16 protein-coding genes and 2 pseudogenes are annotated in these 16,407 nt (G+C 37.1%); 1 reads left to right on the forward strand and 17 read right to left on the reverse strand.

Features of this window, described 5'->3' with window-relative positions:
- Positions 1–670 precede the first annotated feature (670 nt).
- From BFA01S_RS16380 to BFA01S_RS16405, 7 genes and pseudogenes are all read right to left on the reverse strand, one after another.
- Positions 671–1,111 carry an SMI1/KNR4 family protein gene (locus tag BFA01S_RS16380; RefSeq protein WP_066233089.1) on the reverse strand — a complete coding sequence of 147 codons (441 nt, stop codon included), beginning with the start codon at positions 1,109–1,111 and terminating at the stop codon, positions 671–673.
- Positions 1,111–1,623, reverse strand: a pseudogene (locus BFA01S_RS23345) (LXG family T7SS effector ribonuclease toxin YxiD); the annotation flags it as partial. The gene BFA01S_RS16380 and the pseudogene BFA01S_RS23345, both read right to left, overlap by 1 nt.
- A gap of 300 nt (positions 1,624–1,923) precedes the next feature.
- Positions 1,924–2,988, reverse strand: a pseudogene (locus tag BFA01S_RS23350) (T7SS effector LXG polymorphic toxin); the annotation flags it as partial.
- Positions 2,989–3,031: 43 nt separating this feature from the next.
- Positions 3,032–3,310: a DUF5344 family protein gene (locus BFA01S_RS16390; protein WP_066233047.1), complete on the reverse strand. Its 279-nt coding sequence runs from the start codon at positions 3,308–3,310 to the stop codon at positions 3,032–3,034.
- Between the two features lie 5 nt (positions 3,311–3,315).
- On the reverse strand, positions 3,316–3,678 hold the full coding sequence (locus BFA01S_RS16395) for a YwqH-like family protein (protein ID WP_156483824.1): 363 nt from the start codon (positions 3,676–3,678) through the stop codon (positions 3,316–3,318).
- A gap of 196 nt (positions 3,679–3,874) precedes the next feature.
- The gene (locus BFA01S_RS16400) at positions 3,875–5,530 is read right to left on the reverse strand and encodes a DAK2 domain-containing protein (protein ID WP_066233056.1); all 1,656 of its coding nucleotides are present in this window, start codon (positions 5,528–5,530) and stop codon (positions 3,875–3,877) included.
- Positions 5,531–5,542: 12 nt separating this feature from the next.
- Complete coding sequence (locus tag BFA01S_RS16405) at positions 5,543–5,905, reverse strand: Asp23/Gls24 family envelope stress response protein (protein ID WP_066233058.1); 363 nt, start codon at positions 5,903–5,905, stop codon at positions 5,543–5,545.
- A 577-nt stretch (positions 5,906–6,482) separates the two neighbouring features.
- Between BFA01S_RS16405 and rpmB the strand changes: the two genes are divergently transcribed.
- Complete coding sequence (gene rpmB, locus BFA01S_RS16410) at positions 6,483–6,671, forward strand: 50S ribosomal protein L28 (protein ID WP_066233061.1); 189 nt, start codon at positions 6,483–6,485, stop codon at positions 6,669–6,671.
- Between the two features lie 68 nt (positions 6,672–6,739).
- On the opposite strand, the gene spoVM is transcribed toward rpmB, so the two are convergent.
- The 10 genes from spoVM to def all read right to left on the reverse strand — a co-directional run bounded on the left by spoVM (position 6,740) and on the right by def (position 15,829).
- Positions 6,740–6,820: a stage V sporulation protein SpoVM gene (gene spoVM, locus BFA01S_RS16415; protein WP_066233064.1), complete on the reverse strand. Its 81-nt coding sequence runs from the start codon at positions 6,818–6,820 to the stop codon at positions 6,740–6,742.
- 137 nt (positions 6,821–6,957) lie between these two features.
- A complete protein-coding gene (locus BFA01S_RS16420; protein ID WP_066233066.1) occupies positions 6,958–7,605 on the reverse strand; it encodes a thiamine diphosphokinase in 648 nt (215 codons plus the stop codon).
- Positions 7,606–7,668: 63 nt separating this feature from the next.
- The gene (gene rpe / locus BFA01S_RS16425; RefSeq protein ID WP_066233070.1) at positions 7,669–8,316 is read right to left on the reverse strand and encodes a ribulose-phosphate 3-epimerase; all 648 of its coding nucleotides are present in this window, start codon (positions 8,314–8,316) and stop codon (positions 7,669–7,671) included.
- A 2-nt stretch (positions 8,317–8,318) separates the two neighbouring features.
- Complete coding sequence (gene rsgA / locus BFA01S_RS16430; protein WP_066233073.1) at positions 8,319–9,209, reverse strand: ribosome small subunit-dependent GTPase A; 891 nt, start codon at positions 9,207–9,209, stop codon at positions 8,319–8,321.
- A 42-nt stretch (positions 9,210–9,251) separates the two neighbouring features.
- Entirely contained in the window at positions 9,252–11,201 is a 1,950-nt protein-coding gene (pknB, locus tag BFA01S_RS16435; protein WP_066233074.1) for a Stk1 family PASTA domain-containing Ser/Thr kinase, read from the reverse strand.
- Entirely contained in the window at positions 11,195–11,953 is a 759-nt protein-coding gene (locus tag BFA01S_RS16440) for a Stp1/IreP family PP2C-type Ser/Thr phosphatase (RefSeq protein WP_066233091.1), read from the reverse strand. Before BFA01S_RS16440 ends, pknB begins: the two co-directional genes overlap by 7 nt.
- Before the next feature lie 5 nt (positions 11,954–11,958).
- Entirely contained in the window at positions 11,959–13,056 is a 1,098-nt protein-coding gene (gene rlmN, locus BFA01S_RS16445) for a dual-specificity RNA methyltransferase RlmN (protein ID WP_066233077.1), read from the reverse strand.
- A gap of 3 nt (positions 13,057–13,059) precedes the next feature.
- Complete coding sequence (gene rsmB, locus BFA01S_RS16450) at positions 13,060–14,403, reverse strand: 16S rRNA (cytosine(967)-C(5))-methyltransferase RsmB (protein ID WP_066233082.1); 1,344 nt, start codon at positions 14,401–14,403, stop codon at positions 13,060–13,062.
- Entirely contained in the window at positions 14,403–15,341 is a 939-nt protein-coding gene (gene fmt / locus BFA01S_RS16455) for a methionyl-tRNA formyltransferase (protein WP_066233086.1), read from the reverse strand. Before fmt ends, rsmB begins: the two co-directional genes overlap by 1 nt.
- 2 nt (positions 15,342–15,343) lie before the next feature.
- A complete protein-coding gene (def, locus tag BFA01S_RS16460; protein WP_066233087.1) occupies positions 15,344–15,829 on the reverse strand; it encodes a peptide deformylase in 486 nt (161 codons plus the stop codon).
- Positions 15,830–16,407 lie beyond the last annotated feature (578 nt).

Genomic DNA, 16,407 nt, shown 5'->3' on the forward strand with positions numbered 1-16,407 from the left:
GACGTAAAAATACTGAATGCGGTACATCCTTATAATCTATAACAAATTTGTCTATCGAAACCTGTGCTTCCATCGTCTATTCTTCCCCTATTTATGTTCTTACTCGTATAAAATTTAACACTTATTATACTAATTAAATAATCATGAGCGTTTTAATCCATATATGTAAACATGCAAAAAAGCACTTGTCGCCTATAATAGACAATCAAGTGCTTTAAGTTCATACATATTCTAAGTTTAGTAATATCTTTAAGTTTTCATAAGTTTGTAAGTTTCATGCTTTTATACTGACAGTATGACATCTTTTTCATTTCTTGACAAGTGTCACGTTTAAACCCATGAGCCTGTTCAATCTCGTTAGTTTTTTACTTACGATACCCATGAATGGTCCTGTCTAGTAAAATGGCATCTCACCCTATTCTCGTTCGTATTGCCTTAGTATTAAAATAATACTAATACTCCTTGATGGTATAACCTTCATGAGTTATTAATGTGAATTCGAGAATATTTTTAACTGTAAACAAGTTAAAAATGAGCATTTCATATTATAACTTATGTTTATCGCCACTAGTTTTATCATTCCCCTGTGCAAATATAAATCGAATAGTTATCCAAAAAACTTAAAAGGCCTATAGCCGCTTAAGGAATAAATAGTATGTTCATCAAATTTTTAATCAACTAATAAATCAAGGTAATACTTATCATTTTCTTCTATTTTTCTTAAAAATTCGGTAAGAGAAGTTGCAATTTGAATATCATAATAATAAATTGGATTTTCATTATTATCATTCAATTCGATTGACATTAAAGCTGATTCGCTTCCTTCAAAGAATATTAATTTATTTTCCTCAAATTCATCATATATTTCTATATCTGGATAAAATTCAAAATCATTCATTCTCAACCTAAAGTCCCTTACAGAATACGGATCCATAATACGATTAATATTAAACTCTGATCCTTTAATAAACCCATAGCCAACTTCTAAATAAAAATTAACCAATTCATTAGGAATTTTTAAATTCAAGTTTTTTTCAACCTCTTCTATTTCACTTTCAGTGACTGGATAAAAATCATTTTCTTTGTTTGTTTTTATAAAATTATAGCTCATCATTTTTTACCTCCTTTAAATAATTCATTTGCTGGTGAACCCTTTCCATGAATACCAGCTTGATGCTCATCTGGAAATTTCGCTGGGTGTATATTCCACCACTCATGTTCTCCTCTAAAAGAATTTTCAATGATATGGTGAGCATCATACTTATCTCCTTTTTTTCTAATAATTTTACCTGTTTTTTGCGATACAACATTTTCCTTATAAACAGGCCATTCTTGTCTGGTATTTTCCTCCCATTCTTTTATTACTTTATTTTTGACTTTATCAAATTCAACTCTATGTTTTACAGTCTCTCTTGGTGACATTTTTATATATTCTTTATCTCTTAACGCTTCCTTCAATTTTTCTATTTGATTTTTAGGTAACTTTCTACCTGTACGTTGCTCCATATCTTTAACATATTTTTTTATTAGGTCAGAATCAACTTTACCCGTACCCTTATTACCACCAAACAGCGATTTTACCTCATTAACAGTTGCCTTTGCTTCATTTTTAATATTTTTAGCAAAAGTGTAGATTTGTTCTTTTGCTTCCTCTACTACATCTCCACCTATTCTACCAACGGCTCCTCCACCATCCATTACAACATCTGGAGCAATAGAGGGCAAGCTGTCTAGGATGGACTGTTTCATTTCTTGCACTTTTCCTGGTATCCCTCTAACTAGCTTTGTCGCTTGTTTGTAAGCATCATCCATAACAGATTTGATGTTCTCCGGGTTAAGTACATGCTGTACTTTTTTAAATTGCTCGGCTATGGTATCTGCGTACTTTGGAATGTTTGCGACTAATTCACTTCCTCCTTTAAAAATCCATTTTCCTGCTTTTCCAATAGGACCAGCAAGAATCGATGCACCACCGATAACCCATTCCGCCGTCGTCAGTTCTTTCTCGGTAATAAAATCTTTCTCAGTAATTGTTTCTATCGCTGCTTTTACATTAGAAATAAACGGCACAAAATCCAATATTAGCGACCGTTGTCCCTTCGTTAGTTTAATATCTTCTTCAGTAATAAGATCTTTACCAGTGATTACTTCTATCAGTGTTTTCATACCGGAAATACCTGGTAAAATACCTGGTAAAATATCTAATAACAGCGATTTACCTTCCAATAAGAAATTATTCAAATCATCAACTTTTTCTTCCTCTGCGACTGGAGCCTCACAAGCGAGAATTTCTTCGGAAGCAGGAGCAGTGACATTTGGCTTCTCTGCAGCGGCAACAAAAGTTATTCCACTTTCTGAAAGCTGACCGGCCTCATATCCGGTTATACTCCATGCTCCACTTTGAAATTGTGATTGTATATCCTGAATATATTTCCTCATTTGATATAAGTCATGGGTAGTTTCGCTTAAAATAAAGGCTTGCTGCTTATCAAACGCATACAGTTTTTCCATTGTTGTATTTCTATACTTTTGTGCCTGATAAATATCTTCCAGAAAGTCATCAGCTTGAAGAGTGGACAATGGAATAATATCTTGCACACTTCGTATAGTATCGTTTGCTTCCTCTGTTAATAAAGCGGTCATTTTTTTCGTTTGTTGAAGTCCTTCTTCCAAGTTATTCAATAAAAACGATTCTTGTATATACCCGCTGTCCAATGGTTCCAATGATTGGAGGGAGCTTTTTATCTGCTTCAAAATCTGTTCATATGATGCAAGAAATTGTTGATAGAATAGAAGAAAAGGAGAATGGCACTCTTCATAAAAAGAACGAATAGCTTTACCGCCTTTTCCATTGAAAGAGTCCTCAAGGGCTGCGAAAGAATGAACAGCGGCTCCGACATCTTGAATATCTTTCTTCTGATTTCCAACTTTTTTAATAAGCTCGTCTATTCCACTATGTAAGTTTTGAACATCTAGTACTTTAATTATACTTCACCTCTTCTCATAAAACAGCTAACCTCCCATTTATTTATTAAGATGATTGTATACGGGAAGAAAGTTCGGCATCCGTTTCTTTTAATTCCTGTAAAGTCTTCCGAACAGATTGATTATTCTCTTTTAATATTTGTTTATATGCTTCTCCCACTTCTTGTAGTAAAGCATTTAATTCATTTAATTTTGTAACAGTATCTAATTTATTTCCGCCTGCTGCCTCTTTTCCTAGATTCGTTTGCAGAGCTCCTATCCTGCTGTCTATTTTAGATACAGCAGCTTCGACATCCGCATAACGGACTTTTAATTCCTGACTCACTGCGTTCACTCCTTCCCTTTACTTTCTTCACTTTCCATTCTTGCTCTTTCAGCTGCAATCTGGCTTTCAAGCAGCTGAATTTCCTGTATGAGAGACAGAATTTTATCAGCAATATCCTTAAGCACTGCATTCAGCTGTGTGTCCGAAATATCCTTATATGATGTGTCTGCCTCTTTACGAATGCTTTCAAATGTGTCGGCTAAATCCCCTGCCCATGTGACAGAAGTAAGCTGAGGCTCTTTTACCAGCTTTTGATTCTCTCTAAATTCACCTTGTAAGTTCTGTAATTCTGATTCACATGTTTTTAGCCGTCCAAGCTGTTCCTGCTTTTCGCTAAGCTGATACAATAAACTGGCTAAGTAGGACATTTTTTTCAGCCCCTTTTCCAAAAGATTTCCTCACACAAATATTACCAAGAGATTGTTTTCCAATAAATGAGTAATTTTGTTTATTTTCAACATATTATGCTAAGATTTTCATAAGTCTTTCTCACTGTTTTTCTTCCTCAAAATAAAAAAAGCCCTGCAGAATTTTTCTACAGGGCTTCCATTTATATTTTTTATCTTATTCAACCGCAAAAATATACGCATATAACGGCTGTTTTCCGTCATGTACTTCTACTTCGATATCAGCAAATTTATCTTCAATAAAGGCAACTAATTCGTCTAATTCGTCTTCATCAGCGTCTTCACCTTTTAAAATAGTCATAATTTCATTGTCATCTGTTACCATATGAGAAGCTAATTTTTTTGCTGCTTCCAATTGTGTTTTCTCTGTAATAACAATTTTGCTATTTTCGATTCCCATGAAATCATCTTTAGCAATTTCAAGACCGTCGATGCTTGTGTCACGGACCGCATATGTAATTTGTCCGCTTTTCACATTATCCAAAGCAGCTTCCATCGCTTCTTTATTTTCTTCTAGCCCAGCTTCAGGATTAAATGCTAAGAGAGCGCTCATTCCTTGCGGGACTGTTTTAGAACGGATAACGATGACATTTTCGGAGGCGACGGATGCCGCTTGTTCCGCTGCCATAACAATGTTTGAATTATTCGGTAAAATAATAACATTTTCAGCATTTACATCTTTAATCGCCTGGACGATATCTTCTGTACTCGGATTCATCGTCTGCCCGCCTTCAATGACAGAGCCTGCACCGATGCTTTTAAATAACTCGGCAATTCCAGAGCCCATCGTAACAGTGACGATGCCATATTGTTGTTTTTCCTTTTTAACAGCAGGCTCTTTTTTCTTTTCACCGACGATATTCGTATGCTGCTGGCGCATATTTTCAATTTTCATATTAATTAAATTCCCGTATTTCTGCCCATACGATAAAACATCACCGGGATATTCCGCATGTATATGTACTTTTGCCAAGTTGTCATCAGAAATAACTAAGAGAGAGTCACCGAATTCACTTAAGTCTTCTCTAAATTTCGTTTCCTCAAATACTTCTTTTCCTTCTTCAAAACGGACGATAAATTCTGTACAGTAGCCAAATTCAATATCCTCTGTGTCTAAATGGCTTTGTACACTTTTATGATGCTCCGCATTTACAAGCTCATCCATCGAAGGCATGACAGCAGAATCTTTTAGCTTTTCCCCTTTTAGTTCTGCTAAAAATCCTTCATACACAAATACTAGCCCTTGTCCCCCACTGTCAACGACACCGACTTCTTTTAAAACCGGTAATAGATCAGGTGTACGATTCAATGAAGCATTTGCTTCTTTTAAAATGATCTCCATCAGCTCATCAATCGCCTCTGTCGTTTTCGCATGTTCGACCGCTGTTTTTGCCGCATCTTTTGCAACGGTTAAAATTGTTCCTTCCACCGGTTTCATTACCGCTTTATATGCTGTATCAACACCAGCCTGAAGCGCATCTGCAAATTCAATGCTGTCAATTGTATCTTTCGTTTCAATCGCTTTTGAAAATCCTCTGAATAACTGGGAAAGAATAACACCTGAATTCCCTCTTGCGCCCATAAGAAGCCCTTTTGAAAGAGCTGCGCCTACTTCACCAATATGGCTGGAAACGTTTGATCTTACTTCGTTTGCACCCGAAGTTAATGATAAATTCATATTCGTCCCGGTATCACCGTCTGGAACTGGAAAGACGTTTAAAGCATCCACTACTTTTGCATTCACAGCCAAATTATTCGCACCTTGAATGATCATTTCCGAGAAACGCTTTCCATCTATATTTGTAATTTTCAACAAAACAACCTCCTACAAGTTCGTTACCCGAACACCTTGTACAAAAATATTCACAGAATTGGCTGAAAGCCCAACCGTCTGATTAAGCGTATACTTTACTTTCGTCTGCACATTATGAGCAACTTCCGAGATCTTCGTTCCATAGCTTACAATAATGTACATATCAATATGAATGTCGTCCCCTTCCTGGCGGACGATAACACCGCGGCTAAAGTTTTCTTTTCTTAATATTTCTGTTATTCCATCTTTTAGCTGGTTTTTAGATGCCATTCCGACAATACCGTAGCAATCAATAGCAGCACCACCAGCAACTGTTGCGACAACTTCATTAGATATTTCAATTTGGCCGTACTGCGTTTTTAATTCGATGGACATGACCATTCTCCCTTCCTTGTAAAAAACTTTGCATAGTTATAGTCATTTTACTATAAGCTTTCTTTATTTAAAAGCCATTTCCTATAGCACCTTCCTAGTATTTACATAAAATCCTCATTTGGGGTTCATCACCGTAACTTGGGGTTGCTTTTATATCCCCAATAAAGACTTAGTATTGTGCTCGATTTTTGGCTCATCTCGCTCCAATTTCTAAAAAGGGGAAGAAAAGCTCGCTTTTCTCTCCCTTTTTAGAAATTGGAGCACTTTTCAGCTTTAGCTGAAAAGCATTTGCAAGCTCCGCTTGCAAATGGATGAGCTAAAAATCAACAAAGTATTCATTTGTCATCCCCGACTTTTAGTGATAAACTATATATCTGTCTTTTAGAAAAATGAATGTCAAGGTAAAATTCTTGAAAGCTTTCCCTTAGAACTATTGCATTCTTACTACATGTATGATAAATTATTAAAGTATCTCGTATAAACAAATACATGATCATTTTTTATTAAAACGTAGTTTTGTATGAAGGGAAAGATTTCTTTCTTCATATACAAGCTTTTTTTGTAAGGAGGGAATAACATGGCACGTAAATGCGTTGTTACTGGTAGAAAAACTAGCACTGGGAATGCACGTTCTCACGCAATGAACGCTAATAAACGTACTTGGGGTGCAAACCTTCAAAAAGTTCGTATTTTAGTTAACGGAAAACCGAAACGAGTATACGTTTCTGCTCGCGCTCTTAAATCAGGTAAAGTTGAGCGTGTATAATTTACAAAAGTAAAAAGCACCGATTAGGTGCTTTTTTTCATTATTTAAATTCGAAGCGGGTGAATGTTTTAATTTTTCTTCATTGACCCTAGCATCGCACGTACAATTCCGCCTAAAAATTTCGGTAATTTAATTGTATAAAATTTCATTATTTCCCTCCTCAATCAAATCGCTTACGAAAAATGAAGTCGTCAAATCTCCGACAGGTAATGCAGTCAATAATAAAAATTAGTTCTGTTTTATTATATTCAACATTTTTTAAAAAAATGACGTTAACTAATGATCGTTAATCTTTACTTCTTATCATCATTAATATGCCTTCTGTAAACGAAAAAGTACATTCATCCTGCGCAAACTCATTACTAATACATAATGTCGAACCGATCTTAATATGTTCATTGGATAAAGGATATTTAAAACCGGTCAATGTAAGATCATACACATCCTCACTTATCGGAACGAATGAAATATATTTCCATCCTCTCTGCTCTACTACTTTATATGTACCAGGTTTAAAAAGGGTGATTTGATTTTTGGAGTCGATAATCGTAATTTTTATTCCTTTCTCTATACTGTTAATAAGCAGCTGAACATTTGCGAAAAAATGATCAAGCCTACCTCCTGTCGCACCGAATAGATAAATCTCTCCCACATCTGTTTGTTCTAACACCCAATTTAATGCGATTTCGGTATCTGTCGCATCTTTTTCTGCCGGGTAAATGGAGACAGTTGTCTCTCTTTCGATTTTCTCTTTTTCTTCCATCGTCACAGAATCAAAATCACCGAATGCATGGTGAAGCGTAAATCCTGCTTCTAAAATAAAAAGAACCCCGCGGTCAATTCCAATCCATCGTACATTCTCATCTTTATATGCTTTTAAATCCGCAAGCTCTCCTTTAGGTCCTCCTGCAACGAGTGCATATTTTCTCTTCATATTATCCTCCTTTAAATGGAGAGAGTCAGACTTCTCTTATAAAGTCTGACTCCCTTTTTCATATTAATTTCCCCGTATCTTTCTAATTGCCTCGTGGCGGTCTTCCTTATTATAAATCGCAGAGCCGGCAACGAGAACATTTGCGCCTGCCTCTATGCAAAGACGTGCTGTTTCTTCGTTTACACCGCCGTCTACCTGAATCTCAACATCCAGCTTTCTTTCCTCTACCATCTTTCTTACTTCTTTAATTTTTGGCAGTACTTGCGGAATAAAGTTCTGTCCGCCAAAGCCTGGATTAACAGTCATTAGAAGTACAAGATCAACATCTTCGATTATATGTTCAATGATAGAAACCGGCGTATGCGGATTTAAAACAACCCCTGCTTTAACACCTGTTGATTTAATTAGCTGAATCGTCCGGTGTAAATGCTTCGTCGCTTCCACATGAACAGAAATAAGATCTGCGCCTGCTTTTACAAAATCTTGTATGTAAAGATCCGGATTTTCAATCATAAGATGGACATCTAATGTTAACTTCGTAATCGGTCTAATCGCCTCGACAATTAAAGGACCAATTGTAATATTTGGGACGAAATGGCCGTCCATTACATCAATATGAATATAATCTGCACCGCCTGCTTCTACATCTTTTATTTCTTTCCCTAGTTCAGCAAAATTAGCAGATAAAATGGAAGGAGCAATTTTAATCAATCTCAGTACCTCGGCTTTCTATCTTTTATTTCTTCAAGAAATGATAAATAATGATCATAACGATATTGTGCTATTTCCTCATCTTCTACGGCAAGCTTCACAGCACATTTCGGTTCACTTACATGTGTACAGCCTCTAAATTTACAATCAGCACTAAGCTTTCTCATTTCTGGAAAACAGTATGTAAGCTCCTCTGCTTCAATATCAGTAAAATCTAATGAACTAAAGCCGGGTGTATCAGCAACAAAGCCGCTTCCGAATGGAATTAATTCCACATGTCTTGTCGTATGCTTTCCTCTTCCTAAATGGGAAGAAATATCATCTGTTTTCAAACTTAATTCAGGGCGAAGCATATTTAATAACGATGATTTTCCAACACCGGACTGCCCGGCAATAACCGATATTTTCTCTTCTAAATACGGCATAAGCTTATCAACTCCGCTAGTATCAAGAGTTGATGTCAATAAAACTGTATAGCCTGCTTTTTCATAATCTTTCGCAAAACTTTCTACTTCTTGTCTCACTTCTTCTGAAGAAATTAAATCTATTTTGCTTATGACAATCATCGGTTCAATATCATTTGCTTCAATTAAAACTAAAAAGCGATCAAGCAGCGTAGTGCTAAAATCAGGTTCAACTGCAGAAAATACTAAAATTGCCTGATCCACATTCGAAATCGGAGGACGAACAAGCTCATTTTTTCGTTCAAGCACTTCCAGTATATAACCTTCTGTATCATTTTCCGCTTGAAAAACTACTTCATCACCGACGAGTGGAGTAATTTTATTTTTCCTGAATACCCCTCTGCCGCGGCATTGTACAAAACGGCCGTTTTCATCCTCTTTTACGTAATAAAAACCACTAAGAGCCTTCACAATTTTCCCTTGTGGCATATGTTACCTCCTTTGGATAGAAGAGAAATATTTCTCTTCTTTTTATTCTGGATATGCAATTGTTTCTGTCTTTACGAATTTCTCATTAATAATCACTTGATAATATGCTTTACTTCCAGGCGCAATATGAAACTCAACTTCTTTCATTATCGGTTCTGTAATAGTAAATGTCTCATACGGCTCTGAAATGGATCTTTCATTATCATCAATATAAATAGAAACTTCCATTGGCTCCCCTAGGCTGTATTCATCAGGCTCATAAGGAATATCAATCTCTTTTTTCACTGATTTCACAGGTTTTTCCTTCGGGCCCTTTGAAAAAATAACATGGAGTGTCGTTTCTTTAGGAATAACTTCTTTATCTGTAGACGGTGAATGTGAAATAACACTGCCCTCTGGAACTTCATCTGAGTATTGTTCCGAGTCATTAATATTAAGCCCATTTTCCGCTACATAATTATACACTTCTTCTTTTGTTTTCCCTTTAAGGTCAATTAATTTTATCCTCTTCGGTCCGTCGCTGACAGTGAAAACTACTTCTGTTTCCGATGGAATGACCTCATCATCCTGCTCAGGTGTTTGGGAAAGAATTGTTCCGGCGAGCTGCGTATCAGAGTATTCAATGTTTGTCTTTATATTGTCAAATCCTCTTTTCTTTAAAAGCTCTATTACTCGATCAATATTTTGTCCAACATAATTATCGAAAATGAGTTTTTCTTTTCCAGTGCTTTTATAGATTTTTATACTTGCTCCTTCTTTCACAATATCCCCTTTTGCAGGTTCTGTTTTCACAACATAATCTTCCTCAATTTCTTCATCGGCAATGAGAATCTCTTCATCAATCTGAAAGCCTTCCTCTTTTAAAATGGAAACAGCTTCTTCATATTTCTTACTTTCAACATCTGGCACTTTCACATCATCCGGCATTAAAAAGGATGGAAGAATTGTAAATGTTGCTACTATTGCAGCTATTAATATAACAAACATGGTTATAATAAATATAGCAAATTTACTTTTCTTCTTCTTTTTATCAGGTTTGATTTCCTCGCTTTCAGATGTACGAATGACTGTATCATCATCCGTATGTGTAAACAATATTTCATCTGTTATAACAGGTACTGCTTTTGTCGCTTCGTCATCATGAACAACGAATTTAGCCTCGTTTATCCGGCTTGGATCTAATGCAGTTTCAATATCTGCTTCCATTTCTTCTGCCGTATTATAGCGGTAAAAAGAATCTTTTGCAGTTGCTTTTAAAATAATATTTTCTACACTTTGCGGGATGTCCGGATTCCACCTTTTCGGTGAAGGAGTTTCTGTTTGCAAATGTTTTAATGCAATCGCAATCGCCGATTCCCCGTCGAACGGCATTTTCCCGGTTAGCAGCTCAAAAAAGACAATTCCCATCGCATAAATATCCGATTTTTTATTTGCAAGTCCACCGCGCGCCTGTTCAGGTGACATATAATGAACAGAACCAAGAACAGAGTTCGTCTGTGTAATCGTCGTTGAACTAAGGGCAATCGCAATTCCAAAATCAGTCACTTTAATATTCCCATGTCTATCAATTAAAATATTATGTGGCTTAATATCACGGTGAACAATTTGATTTTCATGTGCGTGAGCAATCGCAGAGACAATTTGACTCATAATATTCAATGCTTCACGCGGATGAAGCGGTGCATAACCTTGAATATATTGCTTTAATGTGTGTCCTTCTACATATTCCATCACAATATAATAAACACCGTTTTCTTCACCAACATCGTAAATACTAACAATATTAGGATGTGCCAAGCTCGTCGCTGCCTGTGCTTCCCGATGAAACCTTTTTATAAATTCATCATCATTTGCAAAATCAAAGCGAAGTACCTTGATCGCTACTTCCCGCTCTAAAATGATATCCTTAGCTAAATAGACGTTGGCCATTCCGCCTCCGCCGATCACCTCAATGATTTTGTAACGCCCGCTTAATCTTTGACCAATTAACACGGTCCGTCACCATTTAAAACAACAGGAGTCTTTTTTACAATAATAACGGATATATTATCTTCGCCGCCGTTTTCATTCGCCAGCTCTACTAACTCTGTTACTATCTGTTTTAAAGAGGCTTCTGCTTTTAATGCGGCTCCAAGCTCGTCATCACTTACTTTATTTGATAAACCATCAGAGCATAATAAAAGCTGATCTTCCTCTTCTAAAACAACTGTTTTAAGATCTATACTTACTGTATCCTCTGTACCTAGTGCTCTAAGGAGAACATTTTTTCTCGGATGATGTTCCGCATCTTCTTTTGAAATTTGTCCTGAACGGACAAGCTCATTAACTAAGGAATGGTCTTCAGTCACCTGTTTAAAACCATCATTATTGTATAAATAACAGCGGCTGTCGCCAATATGGCCGATTGTTGCAAATGATGATGTGCAAATTGCACCTACGAATGTTGTACCCATACCGCTGCAATTAGAATGCGCCAGTGCATGTTCATGCAATGCTTTATTAACTTTTTTAATATTTTCTTTAAGCCATTTCTCTGCTGCATCAGGTGTTTCTACATTTTCTGCTTCTTTCCATAAAGTTTCAAACATCGCAATCGTCATTCCGCTTGCGACATCGCCTGCAAGATGGCCGCCCATTCCATCTGCCACAATGGCTAAAAGTCCAACTTCATTTTGAAATACACCGACAGCATCTTCATTATGTTGTCTTACTTTTCCCCTGTCTGTTAAAAATTCAGCTTCCAACTTTGTCACCTCGTCTCCTCTTTACGCTCCTTCGCTCTTAGCTGACCGCATGCTGCATCGATATCATGCCCTTGCTCTCTTCGGACAGTTACGTTAACACCGCGATCTTTTAAAGTTTTTTCGAATAATGTAATCTGTTCCTTCGGTGTTCTTACATAGTTACGTTCTGGTACATAGTTAACCGGAATTAAGTTAACATGACATTTCAAGCCTTTTACTAAACGTGCAAGCTCTTCCGCATGTTCGACCTGATCATTTTCTCCGCCAAATAAACCATATTCAAATGTAATACGTCTGCCTGTTTTATTTACATAATATTTAATAGCTTCCATTAAATCCGGCAGCTTATAAGCACGGTTGATTGGCATCAGTTTACTTCTTAGCTCTGTATTTGGCGCATGCAGTGATAAAGCAAAATTAATTTGAAGCTGCTCATCTGCAAATTTATAAATTTTTGGGATAATTCCACTCGTCGAAACGGTAATATGTCTCGCACCAATATTTAATCCCTCATCATGATTAATAATTTTTAAAAATGACATCATTTCATCGTAATTATCAAAAGGCTCACCAATACCCATAATAACGACATGACTTACTCTTTCATCAGATTCATCTAGTGCCTGTTGTACTTTTACAACTTGGGCAACAATTTCTCCTGCCTCTAGATTACGTTTTAATCCGCCTAATGTAGAAGCACAGAATGTACAGCCGATCCGGCAGCCGACTTGTGTCGTTACACATATAGAATTACCATAATCATGACGCATTAAAACCGTTTCAATTGAATACCCGTCATGAAGCTCAAATAAGAACTTCATCGTGCCGTCTTTTGATGTTTGTTTAATAAGTGTTTTTAATGTCGTTAATGTAAAATTATTTTGTAACTTTTCACGTAAATCCTTTGATAAGTTTGACATATCGTCAAAGCTTGCCACACGCTTTGTATAAAGCCAGTCAAAAATTTGCTTTCCTCGGAAGCTTTTTTCTCCGTTTTCTGTTAACCAGCTTTCTATCTCATGTAACTCTAATGAGTAAATAGACGGGTTCACATCTGATTTTGCTTCCGCCTGTTTTTTTCTCGTTTCTCTTGTTTCTTCCATTATTTAACCCTTCTTTCTTAAAGCTGCAATATAAAATCCATCCGTCCCAAAATAATGAGGCAAAATTTGTAACTCTCCGTCTTTGATGAACGGTTTCACACGTTCAGGTAAACGGCTTGCTACTGTTTCATCTTTTTCAAATTCAGGATGATTTTCTAAAAACTTCGCAACAACGTCCGCATTTTCTTCATGATCAACCGTACAAGTGCTATAAATAAGACGTCCTTCTTTCTTTAATAAGGATGCCACTGTCTCTAAGATTGTATATTGCAGCTTTGCGAGCTTCTCTACGTCTGCTTGTTGTTTTGTATATTTCAAATCCGGTTTTCTTCTTACGACACCAAGTCCTGAGCACGGAGCATCGACTAAAATTTTATCAAAGCTCTCTTTTTCAAACTGCTCATCTGCTTTTCTGCTGTCGAGCGCATATGTTTGAATATTTCCTAACTCAAGTCTTTCTGCCTGTTCATTTATAAGCTTCACTTTATGCTCATGGATATCAAGTGAGTGAACATGTCCTGTCCCATTCAACAGCTCAGCAATATGAGTCGATTTTCCCCCAGGAGCCGCACATGCATCAAGAATATTATCATTTTCTTCCACACCTAGCGCTCTTGCAACAAGCATCGAGCTTTCATCTTGAATCGTAAACAATCCTTCTTTAAAAGCTTGTGTGTGAACAAGATTTCCTTTTACACTTTTCACTGCATCTTCTGAAAGATCGCCATGCTCCACTGAAAAACCTTCTTCGTTCAGCTTTTCTATTAATGAGTCAGATGTCTCTTTCATTTTATTCACACGTGCTGTTTGAACCGGCGGCAGTAAATTTGTCTCACCTGTTTTTTCTGTTTCAGCAAGTCCGAATTGTTTCGCCCATTTCTCGATAAGCCATTTTGGATGACTTGTTTTTACAGCAATTCTTTCTATATCATCTTCTATTTCTTCCACAGAAGGAACACCTTCACGCTGAAGGGAGCGGAGCACACCATTGACGAGTGAGGCTGTTCCTTTATGCCCTCGTTTTTTTGCAATTTCAACTGCTTCAAAGAAAATAGCCCGCTCCGGAATGCGGTCCAAATAAATCATTTGATAAACAGAAAGACGAAGAAGGATTCTTACCCAGTCTTCTAGCTTTTTACTGTTTTTTAAAAACGGCTCTAAAAAGAAATCAAGTGTATCACGGCGCTGTAATGTCCCGTAAACAAGCTCTGTAAACAGCGGAATATCCTTTTTATCAACCGCATGTTTTTTTATGAATGCATTTAGCAGTAAATTGCTGTATGCCTGATTTTTTTCAACTTGAAGCAATGCTTCTAATGCGACATCTCGAACGTTATTTTTCTTCATTATAAACCTAAAATAGATCCTATTTGAAGAGCTTGGCCTCTTAAATAGTCTTCACCTTTCATTTTCTTTTTACCTGCAGGCTGAAGTTCGGTTACTTTAATCGCAGTCTCATTGCCCGTCGCCACGATAAACCCGTCTTTTTCAAACCCAATCACTGTTCCAGGTTCAGCCTTCTCTTCCGCTTTTACTTTTTCTCCCCACCAGACTTTCACTACCTGACCGTCTAATGTTGTGAAAGCAACAGGCCATGGGCATAATCCTCTAATATGATTATAAATTTCTTCACCAGTCTTTGCCCAATTAATTTTTTCCTGTTCACGTTTTATAGTATACGCAAATGTTGCTTTTTCTTCGTCCTGTTTTACAGGGGTAATTTTACCTTCTAATAAAAGCGGAACTGTTTCTGAAAGCAATTTTGCTCCTGCTATACTTAGTTTATCAAATAAAATACCGACATCATCACGCTCATCAATACCAACTTCCACTTGCGTTAAAATATCTCCTGCATCAAGTTTCTCTGCCATATACATAATCGTTATTCCCGTTTTCGCTTTCCCCTGCATGATTGAATAATGCACTGGTGCGCCACCGCGAAGTTCGGGTAAAAGAGAAGCATGTACATTAATACACCCAAGTTTTGGTGCATCAAGAAGCTCCTTCGGCAAAATCTGTCCGAACGCGGCTGTAACGATTAAATCCGGTTCAAGCGCAAAAATTTTGTCCAGTTCTTCTTTTTCCCGAATTTTTTCCGGCTGTAAAACAGGAAGCCCGTGCTTTTCTGCTTCCACTTTTACAGGCGGCGGTGTTAACACTTTTTTTCTCCCTTTCGGACGATCAGGCTGTGTTACAACTCCTACAATATTATATTGGTCATCTATAAGCTTTTGTAAAACAGGAACTGAAAAATCAGGTGTTCCCATAAAAATGATTCTCGTCATTATTAAACCCCTTCCGACTGTTCTAGTTCATCTTCCTCATAATAACGCAGCACTTGGGATGTAAATAAAACACCGTGCAAATGATCAATCTCATGCTGAAGTGCACGTGCTAAAAATCCCTTAGCTTCAATAATACGAATTTTTCCGCGGCGGTTCTGCGTTCTTACTTTTACATATTCCGCCCGTTTAACATCACCGAAAAGGCCCGGAAAACTTAAGCAGCCTTCTGGACCAACTTGTTCACCTTTTCTCTCCATTATAACAGGATTAATTAACTCAATCGTCCCGTTTTCATCATCAATATCAACAATTGCAATTTGCTTTGCAATCCCAATTTGCGGAGCAGCAAGACCTACACCATCCGCCGCTACCATCGTATCATACATATCTTTTACAAGGTTAGCTAATTTTTTATCAAAAACAGTAACCCTCTCACACTCTTGTTCTAATACCTCTGCCGGATATTGCACTATTTCACGTATCGCCACAAAAAAACCTCCTATATCGAAAAGCGGAAGTGCCTTGATCAGACCCGACAAGCATAAGACAAGCATGAATAGAAGACCGCTCTTTGTCTTCAATTCATGAATGGCTTATGTCTCGAGGGGCTAGGCACTGAAGCTAGACATAAACTTTATTTGAAAACTAATTCTTTTTTCTTCTATCAAAACCGGAAGCGTCTTGCTCAGCTCCGACAAGCATAAGGCACAGCATAATAGAAGGCGCTTCTTTGCCTTCAATTATGATGGGACTTATGTCTCGAGGAGCTAGACATAAACTTTATTTGAAAACTAATTCTTTTTTCTTCTATCAAAACCGGAAGCGTCTGTTCAGCCCTGACAAGCATAAGACAAGCATGAATAGAAGACGCTCTTTGTCTTCAATTCATGAATGGCTTATGACTCGAGGGGCTAGACGCTGAAGCTAGACATAAACTTTGTTTTAAAACTATTCTTTTTTCTTCTATCCAAAGCGGAAGTGCCTCGCTCAGACCCGACAAGCATAAGGCACGGCATAATAGAAGGCGCTCTTTGCCTTCAATTATGATGGGACTTATGACTCGAGG

The organism is Metabacillus fastidiosus NBRC 101226, from assembly GCF_001591625.1.
Classification (GTDB): Bacteria; Bacillota; Bacilli; order Bacillales; family Bacillaceae; genus Metabacillus; species Metabacillus fastidiosus.